This window comes from Streptomyces sp. NP160, assembly GCF_006335115.1.
Classification (GTDB): Bacteria; Actinomycetota; Actinomycetes; order Actinomycetales; family Quadrisphaeraceae; genus Quadrisphaera.
On record NZ_VDMJ01000008.1, the window covers coordinates 58917 to 71949 of the forward strand.

9 protein-coding genes are annotated in these 13033 nt (G+C 77.2%); 2 read left to right on the forward strand and 7 right to left on the reverse strand.

Annotated elements, in window-relative coordinates:
* Positions 1 to 95: 95 nt before the first annotated feature.
* The 3 genes from FHN55_RS05925 to FHN55_RS05935 form a co-directional block, all read right to left on the reverse strand.
* Positions 96 to 1007 (reverse strand): glycosyltransferase, encoded by a 912-nt coding sequence (locus tag FHN55_RS05925; RefSeq protein ID WP_139711332.1) that lies wholly within the window; start codon positions 1005 to 1007, stop codon positions 96 to 98.
* Positions 1004 to 1981, reverse strand: a complete 978-nt coding sequence (locus FHN55_RS05930; RefSeq protein ID WP_139711333.1) for a glycosyltransferase — start codon at positions 1979 to 1981, stop codon at positions 1004 to 1006. The genes FHN55_RS05925 and FHN55_RS05930 overlap by 4 nt, the downstream gene beginning before the upstream one ends.
* Positions 1982 to 2063: 82 nt before the next feature.
* Complete coding sequence (locus tag FHN55_RS05935) at positions 2064 to 3122, reverse strand: cell wall-binding repeat-containing protein (RefSeq protein WP_180357670.1); 1059 nt, start codon at positions 3120 to 3122, stop codon at positions 2064 to 2066.
* A 163-nt stretch (positions 3123 to 3285) separates the two neighbouring features.
* On the opposite strand from FHN55_RS05935, the gene FHN55_RS05940 reads away from it, so the two are divergent.
* Together FHN55_RS05940 and FHN55_RS05945 are read left to right on the forward strand one after the other, a co-directional pair.
* Positions 3286 to 4764, forward strand: a complete 1479-nt coding sequence (locus FHN55_RS05940) for a DUF1800 domain-containing protein (RefSeq protein WP_180357671.1) — start codon at positions 3286 to 3288, stop codon at positions 4762 to 4764.
* Positions 4764 to 6092, forward strand: a complete 1329-nt coding sequence (locus tag FHN55_RS05945; protein WP_218974387.1) for a DUF1501 domain-containing protein — start codon at positions 4764 to 4766, stop codon at positions 6090 to 6092. Before FHN55_RS05940 ends, FHN55_RS05945 begins: the two co-directional genes overlap by 1 nt.
* A 101-nt stretch (positions 6093 to 6193) precedes the next feature.
* On the opposite strand, the gene FHN55_RS05950 is transcribed toward FHN55_RS05945, so the two are convergent.
* The 4 genes from FHN55_RS05950 to FHN55_RS05965 form a co-directional block, all read right to left on the reverse strand.
* Entirely contained in the window at positions 6194 to 8350 is a 2157-nt protein-coding gene (locus FHN55_RS05950; RefSeq protein WP_139711336.1) for a DUF6541 family protein, read from the reverse strand.
* Positions 8351 to 8431: 81 nt separating this feature from the next.
* Positions 8432 to 9523: a hypothetical protein gene (locus FHN55_RS05955; protein ID WP_139711337.1), complete on the reverse strand. Its 1092-nt coding sequence runs from the start codon at positions 9521 to 9523 to the stop codon at positions 8432 to 8434.
* A gap of 63 nt (positions 9524 to 9586) precedes the next feature.
* On the reverse strand, positions 9587 to 11701 hold the full coding sequence (locus tag FHN55_RS22565) for a DUF6541 family protein (RefSeq protein WP_180357672.1): 2115 nt from the start codon (positions 11699 to 11701) through the stop codon (positions 9587 to 9589).
* Positions 11702 to 11712: 11 nt separating this feature from the next.
* Positions 11713 to 12954: a glycoside hydrolase family 3 N-terminal domain-containing protein gene (locus tag FHN55_RS05965; RefSeq protein WP_139711338.1), complete on the reverse strand. Its 1242-nt coding sequence runs from the start codon at positions 12952 to 12954 to the stop codon at positions 11713 to 11715.
* Positions 12955 to 13033: the final 79 nt, after the last annotated feature.

The following is a 13033-nucleotide window of genomic DNA, read 5'->3' on the forward strand; positions in this document are numbered from 1 at the left end:
CCTGCCTCGATCGACCGGCTCACCCTAACGGCGCATCCGGGACCGCTCGCCCGTTTGGCCAGGCTCGTCCCCTCCAGCTCCCCGCCCGCCCGGGATCAGGACGACGACGGGGGCCGCCGTGTGAACACCGCGCGGTACGCCAGGCGGCGCAGCCCCTGCGGCACGGCCCGGTACCCGCCGCGCACCAGCACGTTGCGCACGAACTGCGCCGGGGTGGTGAACCCCTCCGCCACCAGGTGGCGCTGCAGCACCAGCTCGCTGCGCAGCAGACGCAGCCCCCCGCGGCGGGCGTACGCACCCGCCCCGACGCGGTAGCGCACCAGCGGCTGCTGGACGTTGGCGGCCTTGGCCCCGGTGGCGATCATGCGTGTGAACAGCCAGTAGTCCTCGAGCAGCGGCAGGTCGCGGTACCCGCCGGCGCGGGCCACGGCCGAGCGCCGGTACACCACCGTGGGGTGGTTGAAGGGGCTGTGGAAGCGCGCCCGCACAGCGATGGCGTCGTGACCGGCGGGCGGGGTGCGCACCGCGAGCGTGGTCTCCCCGGCACCGGCCGCACCCTCGTCGTCGTCCACCTCGCCCACGGCGTCCTCGGCGGGACCGCCGGAGAACTCCTCCAGCGCCGAGCCGACCACGTCGCAGGTGTCGACCCCGCCGTCGAGCAGCGGGAGCTGCACCGCGAAGCGGTGCGGGAGGGACACGTCGTCAGCGTCCATGCGGGCCACCAGCTCGTGCGAGCAGCGCGCGAGGCCCTCCTCCAGGGCCACGGCGAGGCCGCGGTTGGCGGGCAGGTCCACCCGCACCACGGGGACGCTCGAGGTGGCCGTGAGCTCGTCCAGCGCTCGTGCCAGGGCGTCCGGCACCGGGCCGTCGCGCACGAGCACGACCTCGGCGGGGGGCCGGGTCTGCAGGTGCGTGGCGGAGCGGAACGCCCGCCGCAGGAAGGCGGGGCTGTCGCGGCGGTAGACCGGCAGGAGCAGGGAGAACGGCTCGCCCGCCGGTCCGCTCATCGCCAGGTCCCGGCCTCCAGGCCGGCTGCCTGCTCGCTGACGGGGCCGAGCCCGGCGAGGACCTGCGCGGTGGTCCGGGGCGGCCGCAGGGACTGCAGCGCCCCGGCGCGGGCCGCCGCCCACAGCACCTGAGGCGACTCCGACCGCCGGAAGGTCCTCACCCAGCGCCGGGCGCTGGAGCCGCCGTAGGCGACCTTCTCCCACCAGGCGAGGCTGCTGGAGCGCGTGAACATCCAGAGCTTGTTGCGCACCTCCCAGCGGAAGCGCTGCCCGGGGTCGGCGTCGGTGGAGCCGAAGGTCTTCGTGCGGTGCTCGACCACGGACGTCGGGACCCACAGGCCCACGCCGTGCCGCAGCAGGCGGGTGGAGTACTCGAAGTCGTCGTTCCAGAGGAAGTAGTCGGCCACGGGCAGGCCGTGGCGGCGGACCGCGGAGGCGTCCACCAGCATCGACACGAACGACGACGAGCGCACCGGCACCGCACCGGCCCGCGCCGCGAGGCGCTGGTCGGCCTGCCGCGCCAGGGGGCGCCGGCGGGGGGTGTTCATGGGGTGGTCGCGCCCGTCGGTCCACACCACCCGGCTCGCGGTGACCGCGGGGCGGGCGCCCCCGAGCCACTGGTAGCGCTCGTCCACCGCGAGCAGCTCACCCAGCGCCGTCGGGGTGGGGATGGTGTCGTCGTCCATGAGCCAGACGCGGTCGGCGGCGTGACCGGCCACGGCGCGCGCCAGGCCGGCCGCGAAGCCGCCCGCGCCGCCGGTGTTGCGGACCAGGCGGATCGCGTCGAGCGGGAGGTCGAGCTCGTGCGCGAGGTCCACCGCGGCGTCGGCGGACCCGTCGTGGGAGGCGTTGTCGACGACGACGACGAGGTCGACCGGGCGCGTCTGCTGCGCCAGCGCCCTCAGACAGGCCAGGAGCAGCTCGCGCCTCTCGTGCGCGACCACGACGGCGACGACGCGGAGCTGTGCGGACACGGGCCCACCGTAGACGGAGCGCCCGCCGGCGGCGCGGAGCACTCGATCTCCTCCACCGCCGGCGCCGCCGTGACGCCGGGAGTCAGCGGGCGAGGGCGCCGACAGCGGCGTCGAGCACCGCGTCCGGCAGGGCACCGGAGCGCCCGACGCCCACCAGCGAACGGACCCCCGTGCCGGGCAGCACCGAGCGCGTCGCGTCGGCGAGCGCGTCGGGTCCGGTGACGAAGAGGGGGCGGCGCGCCAGGCCGGCGAGCGGACCGCAGGCCAGGGCGTCGGGGAAGCGGGCGCCGTTGGCGAGGTAGCCGGTGGTGGCGGAGTCGAAGGGGATGCCGAAGCCGCCGACCTCGCCGTCCTCCGCGCCGCTGTCCAGCTGCGGGGCGCAGGCGAGCGCCAGGAGCACCGCGGAGGTGTCGAACCTGTCGGCGCCGCGCACGGGCAGCACGGCCAGGCCCATGGCGTCGAGGGCGTCGAGCACCGCCGTCCCGATGGCCGCCGGACCGCCGAGGGTCACCACCTGGCGCACCGCCATCGACCTCAGCGCGGTGCGCGTGGCGTCGGGGAGGGAGTCGCGCGCGGTCAGCAGGAGGGGCACCCGCGCCGCGCACGCCAGCGGTCCGGCCGAGAGGGCGTCGGCCGGGTTGGTGCCGCTGGCGATGATCGCGGTGCGCTGCGCCGACGTGCCGCCGGAGGCGCCCACCAGCGCGTACGTGCGGGCGGACGGTGCACCGATGGCGGCTGCCGCGGCGGCGGTGCCGTACCTGTCGTCCCCGGCGACGCGGACGGTCCGGGCGCCGAGGGCCTCGACCGCGCGGACCACGTCCGCGGGGACGACGGCCGGGCCGCCCATGACGTGCACGACGGGGGTCCCGCTGGCGTCGCGCGGGAGTCCCGGCAGCAGGTCGCGCAGCGCCGCAGCGGTGGGGGCCGGCAGACCGCCGCGGGCGGTCAGCAGCAGCGGCGCCGACAGGTGACCGGCGAGGAAGGACGCCGACAGGGCGTCGATGCCGCCGGGGGCGTCCTCACCGCTGGCCAGGAGCACCCCTCCGGGAGCGGACCCACCAGCGCGCAGCGCGGCCACGACCTGCGCGGCCACGAGAGCGGCGGTGCCGTAGCGGTCCTCGCCGCCGGTCCTCTCGGCCACGTCCGTCCTCCTCGCAGGCGGGCGGCGTCCTGTCGGGGGGCGCCGGGGGTGGGCGACTCGCCGCGCGGATCGTCCAGAAGTGCACAGATCGTCACACGGCATCACCTAGCGTCGGGACCGGACACGCGAAGACCATCCACGGACGAGCTTGGGGAGGACCCCTGTGGCGCTCAGCGCGCAGCTCACCGCCCTGCACGACCGCGTCCGCCTCTACGAGCCCGGCGGCCTGCCGCTGCCGCTCGACGCGGCCGGTGTCCGCCACCTCGTGCGGCGCCTCACGTGGGGCGAGACCCCCGGGCTCGTCGACGAGGTGCGCCGCGACCCGCAGGCGTGGTTCGACGCCCAGCTGGACCCGGCGCGGATCGACGACTCCGCCTGCGACGGGTACGCGGCCCGCTTCACCAAGGTCCACCGATCGATCGGCGAGGTCAGGGCGCAGGAAGAGAACGCCAACTGGAACACCATGCTGCAGCTGGGCATGGTCACCACCGCCCGCTACACCTGGAGCCGCCGGCAGCTCTTCGAGGTGCTCTGCGACTTCTGGTCCAACCACCTCAACGTCACCTGCCCCAGCTCCGACGTCTGGGACTCCCGCCACGACTACGACGCCGCCGTCATCCGGCGCCACGCGCTCGGCTCCTTCGAGGAGATGCTCGTGGCCTCGGCCAAGCACCCGGCGATGCTCCGCTACCTCGACAACGCCTCCTCCACCAAGAAGGCACCCAACGAGAACTACGCGCGCGAGGTCATGGAGCTGCACACCGTCGGCATCGCTGCGGGCTACGGGGAGTCCGGGGTGCGCGCCGCCGCCCGCGTCCTCACGGGCCTGACGGTGGGCAAGGACGGTCTCTACACCTTCGACGCCAACCGCCACGACACCTCCGCGGCCACCGTGCTGGGGTGGTCGGCGCCGGCCCACAGCGCCGCGGAGGGAGAGGCGACGGCCACCTCCCTCCTGCGCCACCTCGCACGGCACAGGGCCACGGCGACGTCGCTCGCGCGGAAGCTGGCCGTCCGCTTCGTCAGCGACGACCCCCCGGCGTCCCTGGTCGGCCGCCTCGCCGACGTCTACACGGCCAGCGGCACGCAGGTGGTGCCCGTGCTGAGAGCGCTGTTCACCTCCGAGGAGTTCTGGTCGTCCGCCGGCAAGAAGACGCGCAGGCCGCTGGAGGGCTACCTCGCGGTGGTGCGGATGACGGGGTCGACCCCCGGTCCCGAGGGCCTCGGCGGTGTGGACGACCTCCACTGGCAGACCCGCGAGGTCGGGCACATGCCGCTGGCCTGGGCACCGCCCAACGGCTACCCGGACGTCGCCGCCGCCTGGCGCTCCGCCGGCGGCACGATGACGCGCTGGAACGCCAGCACCAGCGTCGTCAACGGCTGGTGGCCCAAGAAGCTCGTCCGACCGGCCACTGCGACCGTCCTGCCCGACCCGCTGCCCTCCACGTTCGGTGGGCTCGTGGACGCCCTCGTGCTGCGGCTGCTGGGGCGGCCTGCCACCGGTACCGAGCGGGCTGCGCTGCTCGCCTTCACCGAGCACGCCGCCGGGGACGCGCTCAAGCCGAACGACCAGTGGCTCGGCTGGCGGCTGGGCAGCGTGGTGACCACCATCCTCAACTCGCCCGGACACATGGAGCGCTGATGGACCGACCCGTGCCGCTCCCCCGCGCCGGCAGCACCCCGTCGTCGACGACGTCGGTGGACGGCTGCGGCTGCCCTGACGGCCCCGGCGGCCGCGGCGCTGGGAGCTTCTCGCGCCGCTCGCTGCTCAAGGCCCTCGGCGTGGGCGCGATGACCCTCGCGGCCACCGAGCAGGTCCACACGCAGGTGGCCTTCGCCGCTCCCGGCTACACCGGTGACGTGCTCGTGGTGCTCAGCCTGCGCGGCGGCATGGACGGCCTGTCCGCCGTCGTCCCCGGCGGCGACCCCGACTACTACCGGCTGCGGCCGACCATCGCTGTGCCGCAGTCGTCCCTGCTCGCGCTGGACGGCACCTTCGGGCTGCACCCGGCGCTCGCGCCGCTGCTGCCGCTGTGGAAGGCGGGGCGCCTCGGGGCGGTGCACGGCGTGGGGCTGCCCGGAGCGAGCCGCAGCCACTTCGCCGCCATGGAGGACATGGAGAAGGCGGCGCCCGGAACGTCGCTGCGCACCGGCTGGCTGGACCGGACCCTCGGCACGCGCGCCGCGGCGGGGACCTTCCAGGCGGTGTCGATGACCGGGGCGCAGACGCCTCAGATGCTCGCCGGACCGGCTCAGGAGCTGACGATGAAGCGGCTCGAGGGCTTCGCGCTGACCGGCCCCGGCGACAGCGCCGTCGAGAGGGCCCGCTGGACCAGGGCCTACGCGGCGCTGCACGCGGAGGGGCCGCCGACCGTCGCGGAGACCGGGCGCGCGGCGCTGGCCGCGGCGGCCACCATCTCCTCCACCGTCGGCGCGACGGCCGCCGGCACCGGCTACCCCGACACCGACCTCGGGACGTCGCTGCGCGACCTCGCGCGCATGGTCAAGGCAGGCGTGGGTGTGCAGGTGGCGGCCGTCGACTACGGCGACTGGGACATGCACTCCGGCCTCGGCGCCGCCGGCGGCGGGTGGATGAAGGACCAGCTCACCGAGCTGGCGACGGCCCTGGCCGCCTTCGACGCCGACCTCGGCGCGCTGATGTCCGGCGTCACGGTGCTCACCATCAGCGAGTTCGGGCGCCGTGCCGCCGAGAACGGCTCCGGCGGCCTGGACCACGGGCACGGCAACCTCATGCTCGCGATGGGCGGCGGCGTGGTCGGCGGGAAGGTGCACGGCAAGTACCCGGGCCTGAGCGCGTCGGCGCTGGACGACGGGGCGGTGGCCAGCGCCACCGACTACCGCGACGTCATCGGCGAGGTGCTGCAGAAGCGCTGCGGCGCCGGGTCGCTGTCCGAGGTGTTCCCGGGCTTCTCCTCCGCGGGCGCGCTGGGCCTGGTCCGCTCCCGCTGATCCCCCCGGCCTCCCTCTCCTCGCACTTTCCACGGAAAGTGCGAGGAGAGGGAGGCCCTCGGCGCACTTTCCGCGGAAAGTGCGAGGAGGAGGGGCAGGGATCAGGACGACGACGGGAGCGCGCCGGGCGTGATCTCCCCGCAGGCGTCGATCCGGTAGAGGGTCGCCACCGGGCCCGCGGACGCGTCCGGCCCGTCCTCGGAGTCGACGGCGGTGAAGCCGGGCGCCGTCGCGAGGTCTTCGAGGCCGGGGTAGCGCAGGTCCCGCTCCGCGGGGTCGCGCTTCCACAGGTGCCACCAGCCGAAGTCGAGCGCGTACCCCAGGTGGAGCCGCCGCACGGCCTCGCAGACGGCCGGGTCCGTGGCGGCGTCTCGCAGGTGCGACGCGACCAGCGCCCGGTCGGCGTCGAAGGTCGAGGTCATGTGGGGGAACGGCGTCGCCCGGTCCGCGATCGCGTAGACGAAGCCGGACCCGTCCCACGGGTTGCCCGCCACCCCGACCCCTGCAGGCACCTGCGATCCGACCCGGTCCAGCAGCGCGCGCTCGGGCGCGTCGAGCAGGTCGGAGTACTCGGTGTCGCTCGTCGCGACGGAGTTGGCGTAGAGCCAGCCGTAGGTCACGGCGTACCCCGGTCCTCGAGCGCCGGCCAGCACCACCAGCACGGCCAGCGCCGAGCTCATCGTCGCCAGGGCGGCCCACCGCTCCGCGGGCACCAGGCGCACCGCGGGGGCCGCACGACGCCGCGCGCGCCCGCCGGTGCCGCGCGCCGCCGGACGGCGCGGTCCGGCGAGCAGCAGGCGCAGCCGGCGCCACACCCGCCGCGCGGCCGCCGGGCCGAGCGAGACCGCGGCGCTGGCCAGCACGATGCCGGTGATCGTCGCGAGCGGGGCGATCCGGTAGGCGTCGTTGAACCAGTACCCGGTGAACCTCTTGGTGAGGGGCGACTGCACGGCCCAGGCGACGACGAACAGCGCCGACGCCACGACGTGCGCTCCCGCCACCCAGCGCAGCTGCCGCCGCCGCACGGCGAGGGCCAGCCCCAGGAGCACCAGGGCGGCGGCCAGCCACAGCGGAGGACGGGTCACCTCCGCGCCGTTCGCAGGGGCGGGGATGCTCAGGTGGCTGAACAGCACGGCCTGCTCCACCGCCTGGCGCACGGACGCCATGGGCGCCCACGGGGTGTTCCGGGCGCTGACCACCGACGCGCTGGTGTCCACCACGCGCCAGGCCAGCAGCGCCACGAGCACGACGAGCACGGGCAGCACCACCGGCACCACGCGCTGCCCGGTGCGCCACCACGCCGTCGTCGTCCTGGTCAGCGCCACCGCCCCCAGCGGCAGCGCCAGCGCGACCAGCGCGAAGCCCCCGCTGGGCTGCGCGAGCGCCAGCCCCGGCAGCGTGCCGGCGGCCACCGCGAGCGCGCCCAGCCGGGCACGCGCGGTGCGGGACCTGTCGGCGGCCAGCACCAGCAGGGCCAGCGGAGCGGGCAGCAGGCTGGTGGTGAGCAGGGTCGGGTAGAGGACGCCCCACCCCAGCGGGGCGACCGGCTGCGCGGTGAACAGCGCGGTGAGCGCCCCCGCCGCGGCCAGCGCCACGGGGCGCCGGCCCAGGACGACCCGCACGAGGCCCACCACCCCGAGCGGCCACGCGACCAGGGCGACGGCGAGGGCGGTGGCGTTGGTGGACACGTCCACGGGGCTGCCGGTGGTCATCGCGGCGAGGGAGACGACGTCGTGCCACGCGGCCGGGTAGAACGACGTCGCCGCGCCGGGGTCGGTGAGGCGTCCCAGGTGCAGGGAGGAGCCGTCGCCGGTGTCGAGCACCCAGCGGACGGCGTTGAGGTGGAACACCGCGTCGTAGCTCTGGGAGACCGCGGTGGGGTCCCACAGCGCGGAGGTGAGGCGCCGCCCGGCGAGCAGACCGCCCCCCACGAGCCCGCCGAGCGCGCTGAGCGCGACGGCGGCGTCGCGGTGGCCCACGCCGCGCCCGCGTCCGAGGCCGCCGGTGAGCAGACCCACCGGCAGGGCGACGACGACGGCGAGGGCGGTGGCCAGCGCGAGCGGCAGCAGCCCCCAGCGCACCCCGGCGACGGCGGCGCCGACCGCGGCCAGCGCCACCACCCCGGTGGACAGCGCGGGCGCCACCCCGGTCCAGACCAGCCCGCGCAGGCCGGCGGCACGCCCGACCAGCAGTCCCGGCACCACGAGGACGGCGGCGGCGACGGCGGCGGGCGCGACCGCACCCGACCAGCCGACCACCCGCCGACGGTAACCAGGAGCGACCCCGCGGCGCGGGCGAACGCGCAGGCCGGTCGGCGGCGGGCGCTCCGCGCCGGTCCGTCAGCCGCAGGCGAGCGCCACCTGCCGCGCCAGCCACAGCGGCGTCCCCGCCACCGGCGTGGTCGCGTCGAAGGCCTGCCCGAGCGAGGTCGTGGTGCCGTCGCCGTCCACCGCCTGCAGGTCCAGCCGGCTCAGCGCCCCGTCGCCGACAACGGCGCAGCGCGGGTGCACCTCGAGGTCCAGGACGGCCGTCTCCCCCGGGCGCAGGTCGCGGGGGAGCGGGGGGTCCGAGGTCGGGTCCAGGCCCGCGGTGCTGTCCAGCTGCAGGCGCACGGGTGCGGCGTCGGGGGGCGAGGTGACGCTGACGCGCAGGCCGCCGTCGTCCTGCCACAGCCAGCCGGTCTGGAGCTGGCCCGCCGAGGACGCGCCGCAGGCCTGCCCGAGCTGCTCGGCGAGGGAGCTGGCGAGGGAGTCGACCACGGGCAGCTGCACGTCCACGGCCTGCCCCCCGCCGGCCGGGCGCACGGAGGCGAGCACCACCGTGGGGCTGCTCGCCTCCGGGGTCGGGTACGGGCCGAGGTCGAAGGGCGAGGCGGGCTGCGCCGTCGGCGGCCTGGTGCGGGGGTCGTCGCGGACCGCCGCGCAGTCGACCTGCACGCCCAGCGGGGCCACCACCACGGCGCCCTGCTCCACCTCCACCGCCTCGGGGGGTGCCGCCGTGCCCTGGTGGGGCGTGGAGAGGCCCTGCAGCTGCACGTCCAGGGCGGTGTCAGCGTGGTTGACCAGCTCCACGTGCACCCGGGCCGCCAGCACGCCCCCGCGGTCGTCACCTGCGGCCACGAAGGCGGAGCCGACGGTCAGCGCGCGCTGCAGCGAGGCCTGCTGGTCCAGGGCGTCGCGGTGGGAGCTGCCCACGGCCGCTCCCCCGAGCCCCGCGGCGAGCACCAGGACGACGACGGCGGCCGGCCCGCGCGCCCAGCCGGGCACCGCCTCCGGCCAGCGGGACCAGGCCGACCCACCGCCCCGGCAGGGCTCAGGTGCGGACCGCGGCGGCGAGGCGCGCTCGTCGTCGTCGTCGAGGTCGTCGACGGGCTGGTCGAGGTCGAGCAGCTCGACGTCGCCGGCTCCGTCGCCGCGCTGCCCGAGGGCCATGGCCGGACTGTAAGCCCCCCAGGTGAACAGCCCGGGTGGGCCAGCCCCCGGAGGGGCCGGCGGTCAGCGGGGTGCGCAGGGCGTACCGGGCACCAGCACCCGGTAGGCCGACGCCGTGCCAGCACGCGCGACCGGCTCCAGCGACGCGGTCAGGTCCAGGTCGGTGAAGCCCGGCGCCGGCTGCATCGACGCGTACACGGGCTCACCGCCCGCGTAGACGTAGCAGACGCGCAGGTCGCGCAGGGCCCGCTGGACGTCCGGGTCGGTGTCGACGTCGTCGAGGCGGGCCAGCAGCAGCTGCGCGTCCGGCGTGAGCGGCCCGGGGGCGTAGTGGCGGAACAGCACGGGGAGGTCGTGGAGGGAGTACAGCCAGGCGGAGCCGTCCACGGGGTCGCTCGCCACGGTGGCCCCGGCGGGCAGCGGCTGGTCGCGCACCACCTGCGCCAGCCGGTCCATGACGGCCCGCTGGTCCGGACCGGTGACCCGGGGCGCGTAGCCGGCCGCCAGCCGCGGCGCCGCGGTGTCGAGGGTGCTCACCGCGGCGCTGCCCACCAGCAGGAGCGCGGCGGCCCCGGCCCCCGCCCGCATCACCGTCCGCCGGGCACCGCGCGCCCGGGCGAGCTGGGGCCCGAGCAGCTCAGCGGCGCGGGCCGCTGCCACGCCGACGGCCACCGCGCCGACCACGGCCACCACGGCCATGAGGCGGAACGGGGCGTTGTAGAAGAAGAGCGTCACCGAGCGCAGGGCGTCCGCGGCCGCTGCGCCGGCCGGTCCCACCACCTGCGCGAGCACCGGTCCCACCGGGACCACCGTCGCCACGGCCGCCGCGACGGCCAGCGCCCAGACCACCGCGAGCCACGCCGCGGCCCGCGAGGTGGCCAGCAGCACCACCGCCGCCAGCACCGCGGCGGCGAGCACCCACTGCCCCCCCTGCGGCGGGAGGCCGAAGCCGTAGCCGCCGCTGATGCGGCGCACGCCGCCCAGCACCGACGCCAGCGCCTCGCCGGCTCCGGCCCAGGTGGGCGGTCGGGTGGCGTAGTCGTAGGCGGCGAGGCTCCCGAGCGCCGGAGACCAGCGCGCCAGCGCCAGCACCAGCGGCGGCAGGAGCAGCGTGCCGACCGCCGCGCCCGCGAGCCCGGCGAGCCCGGCCCGGGTCGGCGCCGAGCCGTCCGCCGCGCCGCCGCCCAGCACATCCCGGGCCAGACGCGACAGCGCCCACCCGAGCACCAGCACCCCTGCCAGCACCACGCCGGCCGGTTGGAGCCCGGCGACGCCCGCCACCCCGAGCAGGACGGCCGCTGCCGCCGAGACCGGCCGCCGCGGCACCAGCCGCCCCTCCAGCGCCCTCACCGCGAGCGCCGCGACGAGCACGGCCGTGGCCAGTGCGGCGCCGTAGCTCCAGACCCCGCGCCACCACTGGTCCCAGGGCGCGGCGACGGGGAGGACGGCGACGACGGCGGCCACGGCCGCGGCCGTGCTGCGCCGCGACGGCGCGAGCGCGCCGGCGAGCGCGGCGACCGCGACGGGCAGCACGGCCCCCGCCACGAGCGCGGCGAGCACGTCGAGCACCGCCGCCGAGCCCGCGCCCGTGGTGCGCACCGCGAGGGCGGCGAGGGCGTGCAGGGCGTCCGGGTAGTAGGTGGAGACGTCGCGCCAGCCGGCGGAGGCCAGAGCGCTGGGGGCGCTGACGGGGTCGCTGTCGCCGGTGTCGGCGATGAGCGTGGTGAGGTTGGCGTGGTAGACGGCGTCCCAGGTCTGCGCGACGTCCCCGAGGCGGTGCCCGGCGCGCCACGCGACGGCCACCACCAGCGCCGCCGCCACCGCCACCCCGGTCGCCGGCGCCACGAGCGCGACAGCCGCAGCGGCTGGCACTGCGCCGGTCCCGGGCTCGCCGCGCCGCCCGGACCGCGCGCGTCGCCGGGGCGGCCGGCGCCGGCGGGGCAGCAGCCGCAGCACCAGCGCAGCCCCCACGGCGACGGCGAGCACGAGCGCCGCCGTCGTCGTCGTCCACCGCAGCCCGGCGCGCGGCACCGCCACCGCACCCAGCGCCACCAGCCCCCACGTCAGCGCCGGTGCCGCGGCCAGCGCCCAGCGGCGGCGCATGCCGAGCGCGCGCCCGAGCAGCGCACCGGGCACCCACAGCAGCGCGGCCGTCGCCGGCAGCACGGCGAGCAGCACGGGCAGACCGGTCAGGGCAGCAGCCCCGCGCGCGCCTTGGCCTCCAGCGCCACCAGCGCCGCGGCGTCCACCGCGTCCGCGAACGCCGGCTCCGCCTGCGCCTTCGCCACCAGCGCCTCGAGCATGGTCGGCGCCAGCTCCGGGTCCACCGTCAGCACGAGCGTGCCGCCCGCTTCGACGAAGCGCGTGGCGCGGTCGGCCGGAGGCACGGAGGCGACGGCCTTGGCCCGCCCCAGGTCGTCGGAGATCACCACGCCGTCCACGCCCAGCTGCTCGCGCAGCAGCCCGGTGACCACGGTGGAGGAGAAGGCGGCGGGCGCGCTCGGGTCGATCTGCTCGTACACCGCCGACGACGTCATGACGAACGGCTGCTGCGGCAGCGCCGCCAGCTGCCCGAACAGCGCGACGTCCGGGTCGGAGGCGGAGGTCTTCGTGTCACGGACGTCGGTGGAGTGGTCGGTGTTGCCGGCCACCCGGCCCAGGCCGGGGAAGTGCTTCACGGTGGCCACCACGCCGGCCTCGCCGAGCCCGGCGACCACGGCGCCGGCGTCGGCCACCACCTCCTCGGGGGTGGCGCCGTACTCGCGGCCGTACCTCCCGATGGGCGCGTTGCCGCGCGCGGTGCCGGCCGGGACGACGTCGGCGACGGGGGCGAGGTCGAGGGTGACGCCGGCCGTGCGCAGCGACTCCCCCATCCGGCGGGCGGTCTCCTGCACGGCAGCGGGTGCCTCTCGCCCCTGCTCGCGGGCGGACGGGAGGTCCTCGAAGCCGGGACCGGAGAAGGTCTGCACGGCGCCTCCCTCCTGGTCGGCGGCCACCCACGGCACCGGCTGGCCGGCCTGGCGGGCGCGGTCGGCCCAGGGCGCGGTGACCGCGCCGATGTCAGCGGCGGACGCCGTCGAGCGCCCGCCGATGAAGACCCCGCCGTAGGGGGCCTGGGAGAGCAGGGCGGTGCCTGCACCGAGGTCGTCGGCGGGGACCCCGACCACGAGCAGCTGCGCGGCCCGGGCGCGCAGGTCCAGCGGCTCCAGCGCGCGCTGCGCGGCGGCGACGTCGGGGTCGACCGGGGACGACGACGGCGAGGGCTCCGGGCTGCCCGAGCTCGTGCCGGGTGAGGCGCTCCCGGCCGGGGCGCCGGCGGGCGCACCGGAGGTGCCCGGCGCTGCGGAGGAGCAGGCGCCCAGCGCCAGGAGCCCCACCAGCAGCCCCGCGAGGACGGCGCGGGGCGGGCGGGCGGGCTGCGCTGGTGCCATCGCCTCGACGCTACCCGGCGACACGCACGCGCCACGCCGACGAGGTCGTCGTCGCGCGGACGGGGGACGTGTGGGGCGG

Bases quoted from the DNA above. Each gene is read 5' to 3' on its own strand.
- FHN55_RS05925 (WP_139711332.1), bottom strand. From the start codon at position 1,007: ATGAGCGGACCGGCGGGCGAGCCGTTCTCCCTGCTCCTGCCGGTCTAC.
- FHN55_RS05945 (WP_218974387.1), top strand. From the start codon at position 4,764: ATGGACCGACCCGTGCCGCTCCCCCGCGCCGGCAGCACCCCGTCGTCG.
- FHN55_RS05955 (WP_139711337.1), bottom strand. From the start codon at position 9,523: ATGGCCCTCGGGCAGCGCGGCGACGGAGCCGGCGACGTCGAGCTGCTC.
- FHN55_RS05965 (WP_139711338.1), bottom strand. From the start codon at position 12,954: ATGGCACCAGCGCAGCCCGCCCGCCCGCCCCGCGCCGTCCTCGCGGGG.